Origin of the sequence: Pseudoxanthomonas sp. Root65, assembly GCF_001427635.1 — a bacterium.
In the GTDB taxonomy this organism is placed as follows: Bacteria; Pseudomonadota; Gammaproteobacteria; order Xanthomonadales; family Xanthomonadaceae; genus Pseudoxanthomonas_A.
The window spans coordinates 314,082-334,802 of record NZ_LMHA01000002.1; the positions used below are offsets into that span (position 1 = coordinate 314,082).

At 67.6% G+C, this 20,721-nt stretch carries 17 protein-coding genes; 10 read left to right on the forward strand and 7 right to left on the reverse strand.

Going from position 1 to position 20,721, the window contains the following annotated elements; translation table 11 throughout:
• Positions 1–113 precede the first annotated feature (113 nt).
• The 9 genes from ASD77_RS11980 (at position 114) to ASD77_RS12020 (ending at position 11,209) form a co-directional block, all read left to right on the forward strand.
• Complete coding sequence (locus ASD77_RS11980; RefSeq protein ID WP_055941850.1) at positions 114–1,505, forward strand: glutamine synthetase family protein; 1,392 nt, start codon at positions 114–116, stop codon at positions 1,503–1,505.
• Positions 1,506–1,657: 152 nt separating this feature from the next.
• On the forward strand, positions 1,658–3,022 hold the full coding sequence (locus tag ASD77_RS11985) for an aspartate aminotransferase family protein (RefSeq protein ID WP_055941853.1): 1,365 nt from the start codon (positions 1,658–1,660) through the stop codon (positions 3,020–3,022).
• Between the two features lie 90 nt (positions 3,023–3,112).
• A complete protein-coding gene (locus ASD77_RS11990) occupies positions 3,113–4,228 on the forward strand; it encodes a polyamine ABC transporter substrate-binding protein (protein ID WP_055943366.1) in 1,116 nt (371 codons plus the stop codon).
• 199 nt (positions 4,229–4,427) lie between these two features.
• Positions 4,428–5,549, forward strand: coding sequence for a polyamine ABC transporter substrate-binding protein (locus tag ASD77_RS11995; RefSeq protein WP_055941856.1), 1,122 nt, complete (start codon positions 4,428–4,430; stop codon positions 5,547–5,549).
• Between the two features lie 101 nt (positions 5,550–5,650).
• Positions 5,651–6,787 (forward strand): polyamine ABC transporter ATP-binding protein, encoded by a 1,137-nt coding sequence (gene potA / locus ASD77_RS12000; RefSeq protein WP_055943369.1) that lies wholly within the window; start codon positions 5,651–5,653, stop codon positions 6,785–6,787.
• Positions 6,784–7,698 carry an ABC transporter permease subunit gene (locus tag ASD77_RS12005; RefSeq protein WP_055941859.1) on the forward strand — a complete coding sequence of 305 codons (915 nt, stop codon included), beginning with the start codon at positions 6,784–6,786 and terminating at the stop codon, positions 7,696–7,698. Before potA ends, ASD77_RS12005 begins: the two co-directional genes overlap by 4 nt.
• Entirely contained in the window at positions 7,695–8,537 is an 843-nt protein-coding gene (locus ASD77_RS12010; RefSeq protein WP_055941863.1) for an ABC transporter permease subunit, read from the forward strand. Before ASD77_RS12005 ends, ASD77_RS12010 begins: the two co-directional genes overlap by 4 nt.
• A 265-nt stretch (positions 8,538–8,802) precedes the next feature.
• A complete protein-coding gene (locus ASD77_RS12015) occupies positions 8,803–10,164 on the forward strand; it encodes an NAD-dependent succinate-semialdehyde dehydrogenase (RefSeq protein ID WP_055941866.1) in 1,362 nt (453 codons plus the stop codon).
• Positions 10,165–10,348: 184 nt separating this feature from the next.
• The gene (locus ASD77_RS12020) at positions 10,349–11,209 is read left to right on the forward strand and encodes a pirin family protein (RefSeq protein WP_055941868.1); all 861 of its coding nucleotides are present in this window, start codon (positions 10,349–10,351) and stop codon (positions 11,207–11,209) included.
• Between the two features lie 34 nt (positions 11,210–11,243).
• Here ASD77_RS12020 and ASD77_RS12025 read toward each other — a convergent pair whose 3' ends face one another.
• The 5 genes from ASD77_RS12025 to ASD77_RS12045 all read right to left on the reverse strand — a co-directional run bounded on the left by ASD77_RS12025 (position 11,244) and on the right by ASD77_RS12045 (position 14,974).
• Positions 11,244–11,705 carry a hypothetical protein gene (locus ASD77_RS12025; RefSeq protein WP_055941871.1) on the reverse strand — a complete coding sequence of 154 codons (462 nt, stop codon included), beginning with the start codon at positions 11,703–11,705 and terminating at the stop codon, positions 11,244–11,246.
• Between the two features lie 241 nt (positions 11,706–11,946).
• Positions 11,947–12,669: an aquaporin Z gene (aqpZ, locus tag ASD77_RS12030; protein ID WP_055943372.1), complete on the reverse strand. Its 723-nt coding sequence runs from the start codon at positions 12,667–12,669 to the stop codon at positions 11,947–11,949.
• 145 nt (positions 12,670–12,814) lie between these two features.
• The gene (locus tag ASD77_RS12035) at positions 12,815–13,678 is read right to left on the reverse strand and encodes a pirin family protein (protein ID WP_055941875.1); all 864 of its coding nucleotides are present in this window, start codon (positions 13,676–13,678) and stop codon (positions 12,815–12,817) included.
• Positions 13,679–13,733: 55 nt separating this feature from the next.
• Positions 13,734–14,432, reverse strand: coding sequence for a deoxyribonuclease V (gene nfi / locus ASD77_RS12040; RefSeq protein ID WP_055941878.1), 699 nt, complete (start codon positions 14,430–14,432; stop codon positions 13,734–13,736).
• A complete protein-coding gene (locus ASD77_RS12045; RefSeq protein ID WP_082563271.1) occupies positions 14,429–14,974 on the reverse strand; it encodes a phosphoglycerate mutase family protein in 546 nt (181 codons plus the stop codon). Before ASD77_RS12045 ends, nfi begins: the two co-directional genes overlap by 4 nt.
• Positions 14,975–15,090: 116 nt before the next feature.
• Here ASD77_RS12045 and ASD77_RS12050 point away from each other — a divergent pair, with 116 nt between their 5' ends.
• Positions 15,091–16,641 carry a phospholipase D family protein gene (locus ASD77_RS12050; protein ID WP_055941885.1) on the forward strand — a complete coding sequence of 517 codons (1,551 nt, stop codon included), beginning with the start codon at positions 15,091–15,093 and terminating at the stop codon, positions 16,639–16,641.
• Between the two features lie 66 nt (positions 16,642–16,707).
• Here the strand turns inward: ASD77_RS12050 and mfd are convergent, their stop codons facing one another.
• Together mfd and ASD77_RS12060 are read right to left on the reverse strand one after the other, a co-directional pair.
• Positions 16,708–20,295: a transcription-repair coupling factor gene (gene mfd / locus ASD77_RS12055; RefSeq protein WP_055941888.1), complete on the reverse strand. Its 3,588-nt coding sequence runs from the start codon at positions 20,293–20,295 to the stop codon at positions 16,708–16,710.
• Positions 20,296–20,401: 106 nt separating this feature from the next.
• The gene (locus ASD77_RS12060; RefSeq protein ID WP_055941892.1) at positions 20,402–20,674 is read right to left on the reverse strand and encodes a DUF4242 domain-containing protein; all 273 of its coding nucleotides are present in this window, start codon (positions 20,672–20,674) and stop codon (positions 20,402–20,404) included.
• Between the last annotated feature and the right edge of the window lie 47 nt (positions 20,675–20,721).

Here is a 20,721-nt window from a genome sequence, read left to right on the forward strand (position 1 = left end):
GCGGCGGCATCCCCCGCCCTGGGGAGGGCGCGCTCGCCACATCGTGGCGACGCCGTAGACGCCGGCCGCAGCACGCGGCGGCCCTTTCCTCCTTCCCTGACTGCGCGGACACCATGAGCCAGAAACCCACATCACGAAAGAAAACCGCCATCGCCGAGCCGGCCGACAGCTCGCTGCGCCGCTGGCTGCGGGAACGCAGCATCACCGAGGTCGAATGCCTGGTGCCCGACATCACCGGCATCGCCCGCGGCAAGATCATCCCGGCCGACAAGTTCAGCCACGACTACGGCACGCGCCTGCCGGAAGGCATCTTCGCCACCACCGTCACGGGCGATTATCCGGACGACTACTACGAACTGACCTCGCCGTCGGATTCGGACATGTTCCTGCGTCCCGATCCGGACACCGTGCGCATGGTGCCGTGGGCGACCGATCCCACCGCGCAGGTGATCCACGACTGCCATACCAAGGACGGCAAGCCGCACGACCTGGCGCCGCGCAACGTGCTGCGGCGCGTGCTGGCGGCTTACGAGAAGGAAGGCCTGCGCCCGGTGGTGGCGCCGGAACTGGAGTTCTTCCTGGTGCAGAAGAACACCGACCCGGACTTCCCGTTGCTGCCGCCCGCCGGGCGCTCCGGTCGTCCGGAGACGGCGCGGCAGTCGTACTCGATCGACGCGGTCAACGAGTTCGATCCCATCCTCGACCTGATGTACGACTACTGCGATGCGATGGAGCTCGACGTGGACACGCTGATCCACGAGTCCGGCGCCGCGCAGCTGGAGGTCAACTTCACCCACGACGACGCGCTGTCGCGCGCCGACCAGGTGTTCCTGTTCAAGCGCACCATGCGCGAGGCGGCGATGCGCCACGGCGTGTACGCCACCTTCCTGGCCAAGCCGATGGAGAACGAGCCCGGCAGCGCCATGCACATCCACCAGAGCCTGCTGGACATGAAGACCGGCCGCAACGTCTTCACCGGCAAGTCCGAAGGCAAGGGCAGCAAGCTGTTCGGCCATTACCTGGGCGGTCTGCAGAAGTACGTGCCGATGGCGATGGCGTTCTTCGGCCCCAATGTCAATTCCTACCGCCGGCTGGCGCTGGGGCAGGTGGCGCCGATCAACGTGCAGTGGGGCTACGACAACCGCACCTGCGGCCTGCGCGTGCCGATGGACACGCCGGAGAACATGCGCGTGGAAAGCCGCTTCGCCGGTTCCGACGCCAATCCCTACCTCGCCATGGCCGGCACGCTGGCCTGCGGCCTGCTCGGCATCCGCGAACAGCTCAAGCCGACCGAGCCGCTGGCCAGCAGTGCGCAGGACATCGGCTTTGAACTGCCGCGCTCGCTGGGCGAGGCACTGGACGAACTGGAAGGCTGCAAGCCGCTGCAGGAGCTGATGGGCGCGCGTTTCGTGCGCGCTTACGTGTCGGTGAAGCGCAAGGAATACGAGACCTTCTTCCGCGTGATCAGCTCGTGGGAGCGGGAATTCCTGTTGTTGAACGTGTGAATGCTGTTCCCTTCTCCCGTCGGGAGAAGGTGGCGCGAAGCGCCGGATGAGGGTGCGGCGAAGTCCAGGCGATTCGGACATCGTGGACTTCGCCCCACCCTCGCCCCAACCCTTCTCCCGGTGGGAGAGGGGCTCGAAATCATGGAGCCCGTATGACCCGACTCGACACCCGCACCCTGCAGAAGCTCGACGCCGAGCACCATCTGCATCCGTTCAACGACAACGCCGCGCTGGCCAAGAGGGGCACGCGCATCCTGACCAAGGGCGAGGGTTGCTATGTCTGGGATGCCGACGGCAACCAGCTGCTCGACGCCTTCGCCGGCCTGTGGTGCGTGAATGTCGGCTACGGGCGCAAGGAGCTGGGCGAGGTGGCGTCGAAGCAGATGACGCAGCTCGCCTACTACAACAGCTTCTTCCAGTGCACGACCGAGCCGACCATCGCGCTGGCCGCCAAGCTGGCCGAGCTCGCCCCGGGCGACCTCAATCATTCCTTCTTCGTCAATTCCGGTTCCGAAGCCAACGACACCATCCTGCGCATGGTCCGCCACTTCTGGGCGGTGCAGGACCAGCCGCAGAAGAACATCTTCATCGGCCGCCACGACGGCTACCACGGCACCACCATGGCCGGCGCCAGCCTCGGCGGCATGAAGGGCATGCACAAGCAGGGTGGCCTGCCGATCCCGGACATCCACCACATCGATCCGCCGTTCTGGTTCGCCGACGGCGGCGACCTGTCCGAGGACGAATATGGCCTGGTCGCGGCGCGCCGGCTGGAACAGAAGATCCTCGAACTCGGCCCGGACCGCGTGGCCGCCTTCATTGGCGAGCCCATCATGGGCGCCATCGGCGTCTACATCCCGCCCACGACCTACTGGCCCGAGATCGAACGCATCTGCCGCCAGTACGACGTACTGCTGGTGGCCGACGAAGTGATCTGCGGCTTCGGCCGCACCGGCGAATGGTTCGGTTCGCAGTACTTCGGTTTCCAGCCCGACATCATGCCGGTGGCCAAGGGCATCACCTCGGGCTACATCCCGCTGGGCGCGGCGATGTTCAACGACCGCGTGGCCAAGGTGCTGAAGGAGCAGGGCGGCGAACTGGCGCATGGCGCCACGTACTCGGGCCACCCGGTGTGCGCGGCGGTGGCGCTGGAGAACATCCGCATCCTGCAGGACGAGAAGATCGTCGAGCGCGCCAAGACCGAGATCGCGCCGTATCTGGCGCAGCGCTGGGCCGAGCTGGGCGAGCACCGGCTGGTCGGGCAGGCGCGCATCGCCGGCATGGTCGGTGCGCTGGAGCTGGTGCCAGACAAGAAGAAGCGCGCCTTCTTCCCGGAGCGCGGCAGCGTCGGCCCGCGCTGCCGCGACCACGCGCTGAAGCACGGCCTGATCCTGCGCGCGACCTGGGACGCGATGCTGCTGTCGCCGCCGCTGGTGATCACGCGCGCGCAGGTCGACGAACTGTTCGAGAAGACCTGGAAAGCCCTCAACGACACCGCGACGGACCTGGGAATGTAATGTCGGCGCACGGTCCGTGCGCTGCGTCACAGCGTCGCGGCCCGGGCGTATGATGGTTCCATCCCGCATTCCTGTTGCATGGAGAAGCCGATGAAGCTCAAGACCCTCACCGTCGTGCTGGCCGCCAGCGTGCTGGCCGCCTGTGGCGGCAAGGAAGGAGCGTCCGCCGATGGCGCGCCGTCGAAGACATTGAACGTCTACAACTGGTCCGACTACATCGCCGAGGACACCATCCCGAATTTCGAGCAGCAGTCGGGCGTCAGGGTCACCTACGACGTGTTCGACAGCGATGAGATGGTCGAGACCAAGCTGCTGGCCGGCAGCAGCGGGTATGACGTGGTGGTGCCGTCGCTCAGCTTCCTGGGCCGGCAGATCCAGGCGGGCGTGTTCCTGCCGCTGGACAAGAGCAAGCTGCCCAACCTGAAGAACCTCGACCCGAACATGCTCGAGCGCATCGCGCTGCAGGATCCGGGCAACCAGTACGCCGTGCCCTACCTTTGGGGCACCAGCGGCATCGGCTACAACGTCGACAAGATCAAGGCCATCTTCGGCGACACCGCCGTCACCGGCAGCTGGGACGTGGTGTTCAAGCCGGAGAACGCGGCCAAGTTGAAGGACTGCGGCATCACCGTGCTGGACACGCCGTCGGAACTGATCCCGATCGCGCTGAACTACCTGGGCGAGGATCCGCACAGCTTCGATCCGGCGGTGATCGACAAGGCCGCGGCGCTGCTGACGTCGATCCGGCCGTACATCCGCAACTTCCATTCGTCGTCGTACATCAACGACCTGGCCAACGGCGATGTCTGCCTGGTGGTGGGCTGGTCGGGCGACATCATCCAGGCGCGCGATCGCGCCGCCGAGTCCGGCAACGGCGTCAACGTGGCGTATTCCATTCCGAAGGAAGGCGCGCCCCAGTGGTTCGACATGCTGGCCATCCCCAAGGATGCGAAGAACGTCGACAACGCCTACGCCTTCATCAACTACCTGCTGGACCCCAAGGTCGCCGCGGCGAACACCAACTACGTGACCTATCCGAATCCGGTGCCCGCATCGAAGCCGCTGGTCGACAAGAGCATCGCGGACGATCCGACGATCTACCCGCCGGCCGACGTGGACGCGAAGCTGTTCACCTTCGCGGTGCTGCCGCCGGACGTGGATCGCCAGTACACGCGCATCTGGACGGAACTGAAGACCGGGCGCTGAAACACCGGGGCGCGTGCCGTGAGGGACGCGCCCTTCGTCATCCTGGCATCGCCCCGGGGAGCGGGCGATGCCACGGGGGAGGGGTAGGGGAGCACGACGGCACGGATCCGGCCATTGCAATGACAGCACGCCCGCGACGGCCCCCGGCCGGCAAGGGACCACATCAAGCCGCCCTCGCGGGCCGAACGGAGAGAGATTGATGAAACTGCGCGTACTGGCAACCACCCTGGCCCTGTGTACCCTTGCCGCCTGCGGCGGAAAATCCGGCGCTGACGGCGGCGATGCCGCTGGCGGCGCGAAACAGGTCAACGTCTACAACTGGTCGGACTACATCGCCGAGGACACCATCCCGAACTTCGAGAAGGCCACCGGCATCAAGGTGACCTACGACGTGTTCGACAGCAACGAGGTGCTGGAAACCAAGCTGCTGGCCGGCAGCAGCGGCTACGACGTGGTCGTGCCGACGATGAACTTCCTCGGGCGGCAGATCCAGGCCGGCGTGTTCCTGCCGCTGGACAAGAGCAAGATCCCCAACTACGCCAACCTCGACCCGGCCATCATGAAGCGGCTGGAAAACCAGGATCCGGGCAACCAGCACGCCATTCCCTACATGTGGGGCACCACCGGCATCGGCTACAACGTCGACAAGGTCAAGGCCGCGTTCGGCAACACCGACATCGCCAACAGCCTGGACATCGTGTTCAAGCCGGAGAACATCAGCAAGCTGAAGGACTGCGGCGTGACGTTCCTCGATACGCCGTCGGAGATCATCCCGATCGCGCTGAACTACCTGGGCGAGGATCCCAACAGCCAGGACCCGGCCGTGATCGACAAAGGCGCCGCGCTGCTGAAGACGATCCGCCCCTACATCACCAATTTCCATTCCTCGCAGTACATCGACGCGATGGCCAACGGCGACACCTGCCTGGTGGTCGGCTGGTCCGGCGACATCATCCAGGCGCGCGACCGCGCGGTCGATGCCAAGAATGGCGTCAACATCGCCTATGCCATCCCGAAGGAAGGCGCGCCGCAGTGGTTCGACATGCTGGCCATCCCGAAGGACGCCAAGCACCTGGACGAGGCGTACGCCTTCATCAACCACCTGCTCGACCCGCAGGTGATGGCCAACAACTCCAACTTCATCAGCTACCCGAACGCCATCCCGAAGGCCAAGGAACTGATGGACACCTCGATCACCGGCGATCCGACCATCTATCCGACGCCCGAGGTGGAAGCCAAGCTGTTCACCTTCGCCATCATCACGCCCGAGGTCGATCGCCAGTACACGCGTATCTGGACCGAACTGAAGACGGGCAAGTAAGCGCCGCGGCCGGAACGGACGACGTCCGTTCCGGCAGGCGGTGATCGCAGACATCCACATCCACGCCGGCGTCCATGCGGGCCGGCGACCAGGGGAACTCCATGGCGGCAGAACAGGGCAACGGCGCGGCAGCTAACGGCAAGGCGAATGCGCAGGAGTACCTGCGCATCGTCGACGTGCGCAAGGAGTTCGATGGCTTCGTGGCGGTGGACGACACCAACCTGACCATCCGCAAGGGCGAGATCTTCGCCCTGCTGGGCGGCTCGGGCAGCGGCAAGTCCACCCTGCTGCGCTGCCTGGCGGGGTTCGAGAAGCCCTCGTCCGGCAAGATCTACCTGGACGGGCAGCTGCTCAACGACCTGCCACCGTACGAGCGCCCGCTGAACATGATGTTCCAGTCGTATGCGCTGTTCCCGCACATGACGGTGGAGCAGAACATCGCCTTCGGCCTGAAGCAGGACGGGCTGTCGAAGGATGCCATCAGGAAGCGCGTCGAGGAGATGCTGGCGCTGGTCCAGTTGGGCAAGCTGGCCAAGCGCAAGCCGCACCAGCTGTCCGGCGGCCAGCAGCAGCGCGTGGCACTGGCGCGCTCGCTGGCCAAGGGGCCGAAGCTGCTGCTGCTCGACGAGCCGATGGGCGCGCTGGACAAGAAGCTGCGTTCGCAGATGCAGCTGGAACTGGTCAGCATCATCGAAAAGTCCGGCGTGACCTGTGTGATGGTCACCCACGACCAGGAAGAGGCCATGACCATGGCCACCCGCATCGCGCTGATGGACCAGGGCTGGATCCGACAGGTCGGTACGCCCGATGAGATCTACGAACAGCCGACCAGCCGTTTCGCCGCCGAGTTCATCGGCTCGGTGAACCTGATCGAGGGCGCGGTGGAGGAAGATGAGGCCAACTACGTCACCATCCGCTCGCCGCAGCTGCCGGATCCCATCTACATCGGCCACGGCATCTCGGGCTTCGAGGGCCAGGAGGTCGGCTTCGCGGTGCGGCCCGAGAAGCTGGGCATCGGCAAGGACGAACCGCCGCAGCCGCACAACAAGGCGAAGGGCGTGATCGAGGACATCGCCTACTTCGGCAGCCACTCGGTCTACCACGTGCGTCTGCCGAGCGGCTACAAGTTCATGGCCAACTTCGCCAACGTGCAGCGCTGGGCCAGCGAGGGACTCACCTGGAACGACGAGGTCTGGGTGTGGTGGGACGACAACGACGGCGTGGTGCTGACCTCATGAACCTCCTCCGCTCGCTGGGCAAGCGCCTGCCGGGGCCGCGCTGGGGGGTGATCTCGGTGCCCTATGTGTGGCTGCTGCTGTTCTTCGCCATCCCGTTCCTGATCGTGCTGAAGATCTCGTTTGCCAAGCTGGCGATCGCGATGCCGCCGTACACGCCCATCCTCGAGTACATCGACGAGGCGCTGACGCTCAAGCTCAACCTGGGCAACTACGCGGCGCTGTTCACCGATTCGCAGTACGTGGCGGCCTACCTCAGTTCGATCAAGATCGCGGCCATCTCGACCCTGCTCGCGCTGCTGGTCGCGTACCCCATCGCCTACGTGATCGCACGCCTGCCGCCTTCCTCGCGCAACATCGCGATGATGCTGGTGGTGCTGCCGTCGTGGACCTCGTTCCTGATCCGCGTCTACGCCTGGATCGGCATCCTCAAGAACAACGGCCTGCTCAACAACCTGCTGATGAAGATCGGCATCATCGACGAGCCGCTGCAGATCCTGTACACACCGCTGGCGGCCTATATCGGCATCGTCTACTGCTATCTGCCGTTCATGGTGCTGCCGCTGTACACCAACCTGGTGAAGCACGACCAGCGCCTGCTGGAGGCGGCCTACGACCTGGGCGCCAAGCCGTGGAAGGCCTTCTTCACCATCACCCTGCCGCTGTCCAGGGCCGGCATCATCGCCGGCTGCATGCTGGTGATGATCCCGGCGGTGGGCGAGTTCGTCATCCCCGAACTGCTGGGCGGGCCGGACACGCTGATGATCGGGCGCGTGCTGTGGGGCGAGTTCTTCAACAACCGCGACTGGCCGGCCGCCTCCGCCGTGGCCATCGTCATGCTGATCCTGCTGCTGATCCCGATCCTGATCTTCAACCGGGTGCAGCAGCGCGAGATGGAAGGGAGGCTGACATGAGCCGCGCGCGACAACGCGCCGTCAACTGGACGGTGCTGGGGCTTGGGTTCGCCTTCCTCTACATCCCCGTCCTCATCCTGATGGTGTACTCGTTCAACGAGTCGCGCCTGGCCACGGTGTGGTCCGGCTTCTCGTTCAAGTGGTACGGCGAACTGTTCCGCGACAAGCAGATGCTGCAGGCCGCGTGGATCAGCATCAAGGTGGCGTTCTGGACCGCGACCGCGGCGGTGGTGCTGGGCACGATGGCGGCGCTGGTGATGACGCGCATGCGCCGTTTCCCGGGCAAGACCCTGTTCGGCGCGCTGATCACCGCGCCGCTGGTGATGCCCGAGGTGATCATCGGCCTGTCGATCCTGCTGATGTTCGTCTCGCTGGGGCAGGTGGTCGGGCTGCAGCCGCGCGGCATCCTGTCGATCTGGATCGCGCACGTGACCTTCACCCTGGCCTTCGTCACCGTGGTGGTGTCCTCGCGGCTGTCCGAACTGGACAAGTCGCTGGAAGAGGCGGCGATGGACCTGGGCGCGAACCGGATCAAGGTGTTCTTCCTCATCACGCTGCCGATCATCGCGCCGGCGCTGGTCTCGGGCTGGTTGCTGGCGTTCACGCTGTCGCTGGACGACGTGGTGATCGCCAGCTTCGTCGCCGGCCCCAGTTCGACTACGCTGCCGATGAAGGTGTTCTCGTCGGTGCGCATGGGCCTTAGCCCGAAGATCAACGCACTCGCCACCCTGATGATTCTGGTCGTGAGCGTGGCCGCCTTCCTCGGCTGGTGGTTGATGTACCGCGAAGAGAAGCGTCGACAGCGCGACATGCAACTGGCGTTGCAGGACAACGGGTAGCGATCGGGGCTGTAGTTGGCAGGTCGCGCGCTGGCGCGCCCGCAACTCTTGTCCCGTCATCCCAGCGCAAGCTGGGATCCAGCTTGATCTTGCTCTTGCTCCCTTCGTGAAGTGATCGCGAACGTCACCATGGATCCCAGCTTGCGCTGGGATGACGGCCACGGGCTTCCGGCAACGGTCGGGATGTCCCGCCACGGCGCCGTAACGTCGCCGCTCGCAGAATCCAGCCCTGTTCACCCATGCAGCACCACATCGAACGAGCGCCATGACCATCGAAACCATCAATCCCGCGACCGGGCAGGTCGAATACCGCCATGAGCTGATGACGGCTGCACAGATCGAAGCGGTTCTCGCCGCCTCATCGCGTGCCTTCACCGCATGGTCCGCGTTGTCGCTGGACCAGCGAGGCAAGTTGTTGCGCGCAGTCGGCGCCGAACTGCGCCGTCGCCGCGACGACATCCAGCGCATCATGACCGCCGAGATGGGCAAGCTGCGCAGGGAGGCGCTGGCCGAAGTCGACAAGTGCGCTGGCGCCTGCGACTACTACGCCGACCATGCGGCCGACTACCTGCAGGACCGGCCGGTCGCCACCGACGGACAGCGCAGCTACGTGCGCTACGAGCCGATCGGCTGCGTGCTGGCGGTGATGCCGTGGAACTTCCCGATCTGGCAGGTGTTCCGCTTCCTCGCGCCAGCGCTAATGGCGGGCAACGTGGCGGTGCTCAAGCACGCCAGCAACGTGCCGCGCTGCGCCGACGTGATCGGTGAGGTGCTGACAGCCGCAGGCGTGCCGGACGGCGTGCTGGGGGTGCTGCACATCGACAACGACCAGGCGGCCGAGGTCATCCGCGACCCGCGCGTGGCCGCGGTGACGCTGACCGGCAGCGAGCGCGCCGGCCGATCCGTCGCATCCAACGCCGGCAGCCAGTTGAAGAAGAGCGTGATGGAACTCGGCGGCAGCGACGCCTTCATCGTGCTGGACGATGCCGACCTGGAGAAGACCGTCGCTGGTGCCGTCGCTTCGCGCTTCGGCAATGCAGGCCAGACCTGCATCGCCGCCAAGCGCTTCATCGTGCAGGACGGCATCGCCGATGAATTCGTGAAGCGCTTCGTCGAAGCGGCGGCGACGCTGCGACTCGGCGATCCGCAGGACGACGCCACCACGCTGGCGCCGATGGCGCGCCAGGACCTGCGCGACGAACTGCACAAGCAGGTGCAGGCCAGCGTGGCCAAGGGCGCGAGGGTACTGCTGGGCGGCGAGCCCGATGCGTCGCATGCGGGCTATCCGGCATCGATCCTCGATGCCGTGGCACCGGGCATGCCGGCCTACGACGAAGAACTGTTCGGGCCGGTCGCCAGCATCCTGCGGGTGAAGGACGATGCCGAGGCCGTGCGCGTGGCCAACGACACCACGTTCGGCCTGGGCGGCAGCGTCTGGACGAAGGACGCGGCACGCGGTGACCGCATCGCGCGGCAACTGGACGTCGGCGCCGCGTTCGTCAACGCGATCGTGCGCAGCGACGTACGCCTGCCGTTCGGCGGCACCAAGCGCTCCGGGTTCGGGCGCGAACTGGCCGAGCACGGCATCCATGAGTTCATGAACATCAAGTCGGTCTACGTGGCCTGAGACTCGCCGGCGAAGGACGTAGGAGCGACGTAAGTCGCGAAGCTTTTCCGGCTACCTTCACGACTCACGTCGCTCCCACACCGCCGGCCGTTGCGATCCAACGATGGAACGGATGGTTACGTCGGCCGCCGTTCCTAAGCGGTCGTGCCGGTGCCATCTTGTCGGCAGTCGAACCGGAGGCACCATGAACACCCTGACCGATACCACGCCCGCCCGCGTGATCCGCACGATCCGCGGCCGACCCACGTCCGATGGCGCCGGCGTCAAGCTGACGCGCGTGATCGGCGGCCCCGACCTGCCGGACCTGGACCCGTTCCTGCTGCTGGACGAATTCGGCACCGACAAGGCCGAGGACTATCTCGCCGGTTTTCCGGAGCATCCGCACCGCGGCTTCGAGACCGTCACCTACATGCTCGACGGGCGCATGCGCCACCGCGACAACCATGGCAACGAAGGCCTGCTCACGCCGGGTGCGGTGCAGTGGATGACCGCCGGCCGCGGCCTGGTGCATTCGGAGATGCCCGAGCAGGAATCCGGCCGCATGCGCGGTTTCCAGCTGTGGGTGAACCTGCCGGCGCGCGACAAGATGACAGAGCCGAAGTACCAGGAGTTCGCGCCGGACAAGATTCCGCTGGCGCGTCCGGCCACGGGTGTCGAGATCAAGGTGATCGCGGGCATCGTCGGCGACACGCATGGCCCGATCTCGCAGCCGGCCACCGATCCGGTGTACCTCGACATCGCCCTGCAGCCGGGACAGGCGTGGGACTACGCGCTGCCCGCCGGCCACAACGCGTTCGCGTACGTGTTCGAGGGCGCGGTGACGGTGGGCGAGGGCGATGAGGCGCGTCCGCTGGACACGCACGAGATGGGCGTGCTGGGCGGTGGCGAGATGCTGCAGGTGCGCGCGGGCAGCCAGCCGTCGCGTCTGATCCTGGTGGCCGGCCGTCCGCTGCGCGAGCCGGTGATGCGGCACGGCCCGTTCGTCATGAACACGCGGCAGGAACTGATGCAGGCCTTCGTCGACTTCCAGGAAGGCCGGTTCTGATGCAGGTGTGGCGGGACGTGGTCCCGCCGCGACCTCAGTTGCCGGCGGAAAGCTGGGCGCCCGCGCTGCGCACGTCGAGCTGGCGCGCCAGCGAGATCAGCGCGCCCAGTTCTTCCGGCGACGCGGCATTGATCCAGACCTGCGCGTAGCGGTCGTCGTCGTACTCGACCACGGCGATGCGGCGCGAGGCCATCTCGGCGGCGGTTTCGCGTCCACCCAGGTCCGGGCGGTACCAGTACATCTCTTCGCCGGAGAAGGTGCTTTCTTCCTCGCGCAGGCGCCGCTCCAGGCTGATCCTGGGGTCGCGTGCGGTGAGCATCACGTTGAGCACCTGCCGGCCCTCGGCGTTGACGGCCTTGCAGGCGATGAAGGTGGCATCGACGCGCTGTTCCCAGGTCAGGCCGGCAGCGGCGGGCAGGGTCGGACACGCCGGCGCGGTCTGCGCCCATGCGACGGTGGAGAAAAGGCTCAGGCCAACGGCAATCAAGATCTTCATGTAGTCCCCCTGGATGAAACGTCCGGGTGGCAGGCAGCGCCACGTCATCGGCCACCGCGGCGGGCCATGCGCCCTCGCGTCATCCCCTCGCATTCCACGGTGTCGGCTGCCGCTTCCCCGGCAGTCGACCCGACCTTAGCCCATGCTGCGGCGCAAAACAACGCGGTGCGGCCGTGAACGGCGACCCCAGTCACAGGGTGGACGTGGCCGCGCCCGAGATGGCCGGACGCGGCCGCGCGACTCAGGCGCGGTCGCGACCGAGCCAGCCGTACAGCATGCCGCCGATCAGGCCGCCCAGGATCGGCGCCAGCCAGAACAGCCACAGCTGCCCGATAGCGGCGGGGCCGGCGAACAGCGCCACGGCGGTGGAGCGCGCCGGGTTCACCGAGGTGTTGGTGACCGGGATGCTGATCAGGTGGATCAGGGTCAGCGCCAGGCCGATGGCGATCGGCGCGAAGCCCGCCGGCGCGCGCCCGTGCGTGGACCCCATGATGACGATCAGGAAGAACGCCGTGAGCACCACTTCGGTCAGGAACGCCGCCGCCACGGTGAACCCGCCGGGCGACATCGCGCCATAGCCGTTGCTGGCGAACGCGCCCGCCGCGTTGGGATCGACCGCGAAGCCGGGATGGCCGCTGGCGATCTGCCACAGGATGAAGCCGGCGGCGAGGCCGCCCACCACCTGCGCCACCACGTACGGCAGCAGGTCCCGCGCCGGGAACCGCCCGCCGGCCCACAGGCCGAGGCTGACCGCCGGATTGAAATGGCCACCGGAGATGTGGCCGAAGGCATACGCGCCGGTGAGCACGGTCAGGCCGAAGGCCAACGACACACCCAGCAGGCCGATGCCCAGCGGATTGCCGTCGCCACCGAAGTTGGCCGCGAGCACGGCGCTGCCGCACCCGCCCAACACCAGCCAGAACGTCCCCAGGAACTCTGCCGCGAGCTTCTTTGCCATCGTCATGTCGGCCCCCATTGCGTGCGCCCCGTCACATGACGGTGCGCGCACGATAGCGGAAGCCGAGCGCGGCAAGTGTTTGCTTTGCGTTACGCCAGCGGCATCCGGGCACCAATGAAGCAAGTGTCACATTTGCCGGCCGACGACCGGCTCAACGCTCCGGCAGCGGGATGAACTCGGTCTCGCCGGGCACGTGGCCGAAGCGGCCTTCCTGCCAGTCCTGCTTGGCCTGTTCGATCCGCTCCCTGGAGCTGGACACGAAGTTCCACCACAGGTGGCGTGGCGCATCCAGCGGCTCGCCGCCCAGCAGCATGGCCTTCACCGGTGTCTTCGCGCGCAGCACCGCACGGTTGCCGCGGTCGAACACCACCAGATGCTTTTCCGGGATGTCGGCGCCATCGACCTGCGCCTCGCCCTCCAGTACGTAGAGCGCGCGTTCGACATGGCCGTTGTCGATCTCCAGTTCGGCATCCGGCTGCAGGTCGACGGCGACATTGAACGTCCCGCTGAACACCTTCACCGGCGATTCCTCGCCGTAGGCGCGCCCGGCGATGACGCGCAGGCGCGCACCGGCGCGGTCGATCAGTGGCAGCGTCGCCGCCCGGTGGTGATGGAACTCGGGCGCGACCTCCTCGGCGGATTTCGGCAGCGCCACCCAGGTCTGCATTCCATGCACGTCGTGGCGACCGGCGCGCACGTCGCCCGGCGTGCGCTCGGAGTGGGCGATGCCACGACCGGCGGTCATCCAGTTGACGTCGCCCGGCGTGATGACCTGCTCCGACCCCAGCGTATCGCGGTGGTGGATCGCGCCCGACCAGAGGAAGGTCACCGTGGCCAGCCCGATATGCGGATGCGGGCGCACATCGATGCCGCGCCCCGGCTCGAACACCGCCGGACCCATGTGGTCGACGAACACGAACGGCCCCACGCTGCGGGCCTGCAGGCTGGGAACGGCGCGGCGCACGTTGAAGCCGTCGCCAAGGTCGTGCACGCGGGGCGCAATGATGGTCGTCATGGGCGGTTCCTCGGGGAGAGGGGCGAAGCATCGCACGGGACATCGTCCCCGCCCGCTACGGCAGGGAAACGGATTGTTGCGCGCGGGCTCCGTCGCGTCGGGACGCGATCCTGTCGGCCAGTCGCGTGGGTTCGGGCAGGCGGTAGCCGCGCAGGGTACGCAGCACCCCCTCCAGCGCGGTCTGCATCGATACGCGGTGCCCGGGCGACACGATCAACGGATTGCAGCGCGGCTTGCTGCGCAGCGCCCAGCCGATCTGCTCGCCGCGATGGATCAGTGGCGTGCGTTCGCCCGCCAGCGGGCCCGGTGTTTCGTGTTGTCCGCACAGCACGTTCTTCGCCACCCCGATGCTGGGCAGGCCGGTGACCACGCCGAAGTGCGCGGCGATGCCGAGACGGCGCGGATGGGCGATGCCCTGACCGTCGACGAAGACGAGATCGGGCACCTGCGGCAGGCGGTCGAGCGCGGCGACCAGCGCCGGCAGTTCGCGGAAACTCAGCAAGCCGGGCACGTAGGGCATGGAGGTGGGAATGCGCACGATTTCGGTGGCGACCGGTTGCAGCGTATCCGCAGCCAGCAGCACGGCGGCGGCACGGGTCGTTGCGCCTTCGTCCTCGAAGCCGACATCGAAGCCCGCCAGCCAGCGCGGTGCCTCTGTAATCTCATCGCGCAGCACGACGTCGGCGGCGAGCCGTTCCTGCAGCCGCCGCGCCTCCGCGATGCTGCCATCCCAGTCGCCGAAGATTCCCTTCATGGGCCCGCGGGAGCCCCGTAGCGTTGCACCTCGAGCCTCGCGCGGCCGTCGGCGTCGAAACGCACGATGGACATGCGGTCGTACTCGGTTTCGTCCATCGCATCGGTTGCGCAGCCGCACAGGGCCGCCACCAGATCCGGCACGGTGTTGCTGTGCCCGACGACCAGCACGGTACCGCTCCGATGGGCCTGTTTCCACCGCGCGGCGATCTCGCCGGCGGGGCCGCGCGCGTAGTACGCCGTGAGCTGCAGCCGGTGTGCGTCGGCGACCGGCTGGGCGGTCTGCTGCGTGCGGCGGAACTCGGTGGCATAGGCCGCCACCAGCGGCGCGTCGCGCAGGCGCGCGGCCAGTGCGGAAGCACGCGTCCGTCCGGCGGGAGAGAGGCTGGGATCGTCGGGATCGTCGGTCGCCTTTTCGGCATGGCGGACCACGACGAAGGTCAGCGGCGTGCTGGCATCGCGCGACGGCACCGTGCCGCAGGCAGCGACCAATGATGCGAGCAGGGTCAGGGCGGGAACACGGAACCGGGACGGCAAGCGCATGGCGATTCTGGGGCAAGGGCGGGCGGCGAGCGTGCTACGGCCGGCGGATCGGCGCAAGCGGCGTCCTCACGGCGCTGCGGCTACGATAGGCGCGGGTCCGTGAAGAGGGGGAGATCATGCGCAAATGGCTGCGCCGGCTGGGCATTGCGCTGGCGCTCGTGGTGGTGGCGTCGGGAACGGCGCTGTACAGCTACGGGCGGTTCGCCGAAGGTGCGCGCGGCGCCCCTTCGCAGTCGTTGCCGATCGCCGCCGATGACACCCCGCTCGACCGCGCCGTCGCACCGCTGCTGCGCGACCATGCGGGGCAAAGCGGCATGGCCCTGCTGTCGGACAACCTGGATGCGTTCACCGTGCGCGCCGCCACCGCGCGCGCCGCCGGTCGCAGCCTGGACCTGCAGTACTACATCTGGAACCACGACTTCACCGGCAACCTGCTGGGCTACGAAGCGCTGCGCGCGGCCGATCGCGGCGTGCGCGTGCGCCTGCTGCTGGACGACATGACCGCGCACGGCAAGGACTCGCACCTGGCGGCGCTGGATGCGCATCCCAACATCGAGGTGCGGCTGTTCAATCCCTCGCGCAGCCGCGCCGGCGTGCTGGGCCGCGCCAGCGAGATGCTGCTGCGGCCCATGGCCATGAACCGGCGCATGCACAACAAGGCGTGGATCGCCGACGGCCGCGTGGCGGTGGTCGGCGGGCGCAACGTGGGCGACGAGTACTTCGACGCCGCCGCCCAGACCAATTTCCTCGACCTGGACGCCGTGCTGCTCGGTCCGGCGGTCGACCAGACGGCGGCGATCTTCGACGATTTCTGGAACAGCGCCTCGGTGATCCCGCTGTCGGCGCTGACCACGGCCGAAGACGGCGCGCTGGAACGCCTGCGCGAGAACGGCGATGCCGGCTACCGGTCGACGCAGGCGGCCGACTATGTCGCACGCCTGCGCAGCTCGCCCGGCGTGCGCGCGCTGGTCGGCGGCAACACGTTGCACTGGCTGGACGAAGTGGGGGTGTACTCCGACCCGGAGTCCAAGGGCCAGGGCGAGGGACAGGGCACGTGGCTGGTGCACCGGCTGGGCAAGGCGATGGGCGAGGCGAAGCGCGAGCTGCGCGTGATCTCGCCTTACTTCGTGCCCGGCGACGAAGGCGCGCGTTGGCTGGTCGGCAAGCGCGCGCAAGGGGTCGACGTGAGTGTGCTGACCAACTCGCTGGCCGCCAATGACGTGATGGCCGTGCACGGCGGCTATGCGCCGTATCGGGTGCCGTTGCTGGAAGGCGGGGTGACCCTGTTCGAGCTGATGCCGCACGGCCAGCAGGACAGCAGCCTGTTCGGGTCCAGCGGCGCCAGCCTCCATACCAAGGCGTTCGCGGTGGATGGCGAGGGCGGCTTCATCGGCTCGTTCAACCTCGATCCGCGTTCGGTCAACCTCAACACCGAGATGGGCGTGCTGTTCCGCGACCGCGGTGCGGCGACGGCGCTGCTGCGCAGCTACGAGGCGAAGATCGCGCCGGACACCAGCTACCGCGTCACCCTGCAGCAGGGCGCGTTGCGCTGGGAAGACGCGTCGACCGATCCGCCGCGCGTCTGGCATCGCGAACCCGAAGCCAGCGTCTGGCGCCGCTGGACCGCGCGCGTGATCGGCTGGCTGCCGATCGAATCGCAACTGTAGCGTGCGCTATGCGCACGACTGCTTGATGCCAGACCGCGCGTCGTGCGCATGGCGCACGCTACGCGGTCAGGTGGCGAGCGTGGTCAGCAGGCCTTTCGCCGCATTGAAGCGGTCCGGCGCGTCGGGCAGCGGCACCTTGATGCGCAGCTTGTCCGGTCCGTCCATGGTGTAGAGCTTGGGCTGCTTCTGGATCAGCTGGATCACCGCCATCGGGTCGATCTTCGGCTTGGTCTCGAACACGATGCGGCCGCCATGCTCGCCCAGCTCCAGCTTGCGGATGCCCATCTCGTTCGCGGCCAGCTTCAGTTCCGCCGTGGCGAACAGGTACTTGGCCGGGTCCGGCAGCAGACCGAAGCGGTCGATCATCTCCACCTGCAGGTCGCGCAGTTCTTCCTTGTCGCGCGCGCTGCTGATGCGCTTGTAGAGCGTCAGGCGGGTGTGCACGTCGGGCAGGTAGTCGTCGGGGATGAGCGACGGTACGTTCAACTCGACCTCCGCACCGCGGCGCTCCTGGCCCAAGTCGACATCAGGCAGATGGCCAGCCTTGATCGAACGCACCGCGCGCTCCAGCAGCTCGGTGTACAGACTGAAGCCGACCTCGGCCATCTGCCCGCTCTGGTCTTCGCCCAGCAGTTCGCCGGCGCCGCGGATCTCCAGATCGTGCGTGGCCAGGGTGAAACCCGCGCCCAGTTCGTCCATCGAAGCGATGGCCTCCAGCCGGCGCTGCGCATCGGCGGTGATGCTGCGCTTGTCGGGCACGACGAGGTACGCATACGAACGATGATGCGACCGACCCACGCGGCCACGCAGCTGGTGCAGCTGCGCCAGACCGAACTTGTCGGCGCGGTTCATGATGATGGTGTTGGCGTTGGGGATGTCGATGCCGGATTCGATGATCGTCGTGCACAGCAGCACGTTGAAGCGCTGCTTCTGGAAATCCAGCATCACCTGTTCCAGCTCGCGCTCGGGCATCTGGCCGTGCGCCACGCCGATGCGCGCTTCCGGCACCAGTTCCTGCAGTTCGCGCTGCATGCGGCCGATGCTCTCGACGTCGTTGTGCAGGAAGTACACCTGGCCGCCACGCGACAGTTCGCGCTGGAAGGCTTCCTTCAGCATCGCCGCATCCCACGGCGTGACGAAGGTCTGCACCGCCATGCGATTGGCCGGCGGCGTGGCGATGATGGACAGGTCGCGCAGGCCGGCCATCGCCATGTTGAGCGTGCGCGGGATGGGCGTGGCGGTCAGCGTCAACAGGTGCACGTTGGCGCGCAGCGCCTTCAGCGCTTCCTTCTGACGCACGCCGAAGCGCTGTTCCTCATCCACGATCACCAGGCCCAGGTCCTTGAACTTCACGTCCGGCTGCAGCAGGCGGTGCGTGCCGACGATCACGTCCAGCTTGCCCTCCGCCAGGCGGTCGAGCTCGGCCTTGATCTCCTTGGTGGTCTTGAAGCGCGACAGCACTTCCACCTTCAAGGGCCAGTCGGCGAAGCGGTCGCGGAAATTGCGGTAGTGCTGCTCGGCCAGCAGTGTGGTCGGCACCAGCACGGCCACCTGCTTGCCTGCGCTGGCGGCGGCGAACGCGGCGCGCACGGCCACTTCGGTCTTGCCGAAGCCGACATCGCCGCAGACCACGCGGTCCATCGGCTGGCTGCTGGCCAGGTCGCGGATCACCGACTCGATCGCGTGGTGCTGGTCGGGCGTCTCCTCGAACGGGAACCCCGCCGCGAACGGTTCGTACATCGCGCGGTCCAGGTGCAGCGCCAGGCCGGCGCGGGCCTGGCGGCGCGCCTGGATTTCCAGCAGTTCCGCGGCCACGTCCCGGACTTTCTCGGCGGCTTTCTTCTTCGCTTTCGCCCATGCTTCGCCACCGAGCGAATGCAGCGGTGCGGTCTCCACCGACGCGCCGGAGTAGCGGCTGATCAGGTGCAGCTGCGCGACCGGCACGTACAGGCGGTCGCCCTTGGCGTATTCGATTTCGAGGAACTCGCCGGGCATGCCGCCCACGTCCATCGCGATCAGGCCGCGGTAGCGGCCCACGCCATGGTCTTCGTGCACGATCGGCGCGCCTTCGGTCAGTTCGCCGAGATCGCGGATGATGGCTTCCGGTTCGCGGCCGGTGCGCTTGCGCCGGTGCGCCTGCGTGGCGCGCTCGGGGAACAGCTGGCGCTCGGTGAGGACGGCGATGCGCGGATCGTCCAGTGCGAAGCCGTCGGCGAGCGGCGCGACGGCGATGGCGAAGCGAGCAAGCCCCTCTCCCGCCGGGAGAGGAGTTGGGGTGAGGGTGCGGGACGTGCGCGATGATTCGGTTGCCGGCGCCTTCGCCGCACCCTCATCCGGCGCTTCGCGCCCCCTCCTCCCGTCCGGAGAAGGGAGAAAGGCGCTGAAGTCGGCCATCACTTCCGGCTTCAGCTCCGCCGCCTGCAGCACTTCCAGCAGCGCCTCGCGGCGGCCGGGCGAGTCGGCGGCGATCAGCACGCGCCCCGGGTAGTGGCCCAGGAAGGACTTGAGCGCCTCGCCTGCCGGCGCATCTTTCGCCGCCACCGGCAGCGGCGGCAACGGCTGGTCGCCGAGCGGCAGTGCATCGGCATGTCGACTGTGCTGGGCGCTGCAGACTTCGATGCGCGCACGCTGGTTGAGCTGTTCGCGCAGCGCGTCCGGCGACAGGTACAGCTCGTCCGGCGCCAGCAGCGGCCGCTCCACATCGTGGCGCCGCTGTTCGTAGCGGTTGCGCGTCTGCGCCCAGAACGCCTCGGCCGCTTCGCCGAAGCCATCGGTCAACAGCGGCAGCGCGTCCTTCTGCAGATAGTCGAACAGCGTGGAGGTCTGGTCGAAGAACAGCGGCAGGTAGTACTCCACGCCGGCCGGCGCCAGGCCGGACTTCAGGTCCTGGTACAGCGCGCTGCGGCGCGTATCCACGTCGAAGCGGTCGCGCAGCAGCGTCATCGCGCGCTCCACCGAGCGTTCGTCCAGCGGTACTTCGCGGCCCGGCAGCAGCTGCACGGCCTCGGTCCGGTCCAGCGAGCGCTGGCTTTCCGGGTCGAAGTGGCGGATCGAGTCGATGGTGTCGTCCAGCAGTTCGATGCGCAGCGGCGCCTCGGCGCCCATCGGATAGACATCCAGCAGGCCGCCGCGCACGGCGAAGTCGCCCGGGTCGAGCACCTGCGGCACATGCCGGTAGCTCGCCGCTTCCAGCCGACGCTTCTCGGCGTCGAAGTCCAGCCGTTGGCCGACCCGGTAGTCGAAGCTGCCGCCGGCGATGTGGCGCAGCGGCGACAGCCGCTGCATCAGCGTCTGCACCGGCACGATCACGATGCCGCGCGCCAGCGTGGGCAGGCGGTGCAGGGCGGCCAGGCGTTGCGAGACGATGTCCGGGTGCGGACTGAACTGGTCGTACGGCAGGGTTTCCCAGTCAGGGAACGGCACGACCGGCAGCGCGGCGGGGTTGCCGAGCAGGGTGTGCAGGTCGGCTTCGAGCTGGTGCGCCTCGTGGTTGTCGCGGGCGACCACCAGCAGCGGGCCGGCGTGCGCCTCGGCGGCCACGGCGATCGACCAGGCCAGCGCGGTCGGCGAGGCGGGCGCGCGCCACCAGGCGCGGGACTGGCCGCCACGCGGCAGCGGGGGAACGGGCAAGGAGGTTTTCTGGGCGTCGGTCATCGGTACACACAACAACGGCAGCGCCGGACACCGTGGGGTGCCCAGCGCGAAGGGGCGCGCAGTTTAGCAAGCAGGCCCGGGTAGGCCCGTCATCGTCGGGAACGGATCATTCCGCCGTCAGCGGATCGATGACCTGGGCGACCAGGGAGATGCGGTCGACGGGAAAACCGCCGCGGCGCGCGTGCTCCAGCACGAGGTCCTCGTTCGGTGCGCGATAGACGCAGTAGACCCGGTCATCGGTGACGTAGCTATGCTCCCACTGCACCCGCGGGCCCAGGTCCTCCAGCACGCGGCACGAGGTCTGCGCGACGGCCTTCAGCTCGGCCGGGGTCATCAGGCCGGCGCCCTCGATGTCGCGTTCGATCAGGTAACGGGGCATGGCGACCTCACGCGGGCGAGCCGGAAGCGGCTCTCACCGGACAAGAC

Coding starts and splice junctions, on each gene's coding strand:
- ASD77_RS11980 (WP_055941850.1), top strand. CDS start 114: ATGAGCCAGAAACCCACATCACGAAAGAAAACCGCCATCGCCGAGCCG.
- ASD77_RS11985 (WP_055941853.1), top strand. CDS start 1,658: ATGACCCGACTCGACACCCGCACCCTGCAGAAGCTCGACGCCGAGCAC.
- ASD77_RS11990 (WP_055943366.1), top strand. CDS start 3,113: ATGAAGCTCAAGACCCTCACCGTCGTGCTGGCCGCCAGCGTGCTGGCC.
- ASD77_RS11995 (WP_055941856.1), top strand. CDS start 4,428: ATGAAACTGCGCGTACTGGCAACCACCCTGGCCCTGTGTACCCTTGCC.
- potA (WP_055943369.1), top strand. CDS start 5,651: ATGGCGGCAGAACAGGGCAACGGCGCGGCAGCTAACGGCAAGGCGAAT.
- ASD77_RS12005 (WP_055941859.1), top strand. CDS start 6,784: ATGAACCTCCTCCGCTCGCTGGGCAAGCGCCTGCCGGGGCCGCGCTGG.
- ASD77_RS12010 (WP_055941863.1), top strand. CDS start 7,695: ATGAGCCGCGCGCGACAACGCGCCGTCAACTGGACGGTGCTGGGGCTT.
- ASD77_RS12015 (WP_055941866.1), top strand. CDS start 8,803: ATGACCATCGAAACCATCAATCCCGCGACCGGGCAGGTCGAATACCGC.
- ASD77_RS12020 (WP_055941868.1), top strand. CDS start 10,349: ATGAACACCCTGACCGATACCACGCCCGCCCGCGTGATCCGCACGATC.
- ASD77_RS12025 (WP_055941871.1), bottom strand. CDS start 11,705: ATGAAGATCTTGATTGCCGTTGGCCTGAGCCTTTTCTCCACCGTCGCA.
- aqpZ (WP_055943372.1), bottom strand. CDS start 12,669: ATGACGATGGCAAAGAAGCTCGCGGCAGAGTTCCTGGGGACGTTCTGG.
- ASD77_RS12035 (WP_055941875.1), bottom strand. CDS start 13,678: ATGACGACCATCATTGCGCCCCGCGTGCACGACCTTGGCGACGGCTTC.
- nfi (WP_055941878.1), bottom strand. CDS start 14,432: ATGAAGGGAATCTTCGGCGACTGGGATGGCAGCATCGCGGAGGCGCGG.
- ASD77_RS12045 (WP_082563271.1), bottom strand. CDS start 14,974: ATGCGCTTGCCGTCCCGGTTCCGTGTTCCCGCCCTGACCCTGCTCGCA.
- ASD77_RS12050 (WP_055941885.1), top strand. CDS start 15,091: ATGCGCAAATGGCTGCGCCGGCTGGGCATTGCGCTGGCGCTCGTGGTG.
- mfd (WP_055941888.1), bottom strand. CDS start 20,295: ATGACCGACGCCCAGAAAACCTCCTTGCCCGTTCCCCCGCTGCCGCGT.
- ASD77_RS12060 (WP_055941892.1), bottom strand. CDS start 20,674: ATGCCCCGTTACCTGATCGAACGCGACATCGAGGGCGCCGGCCTGATG.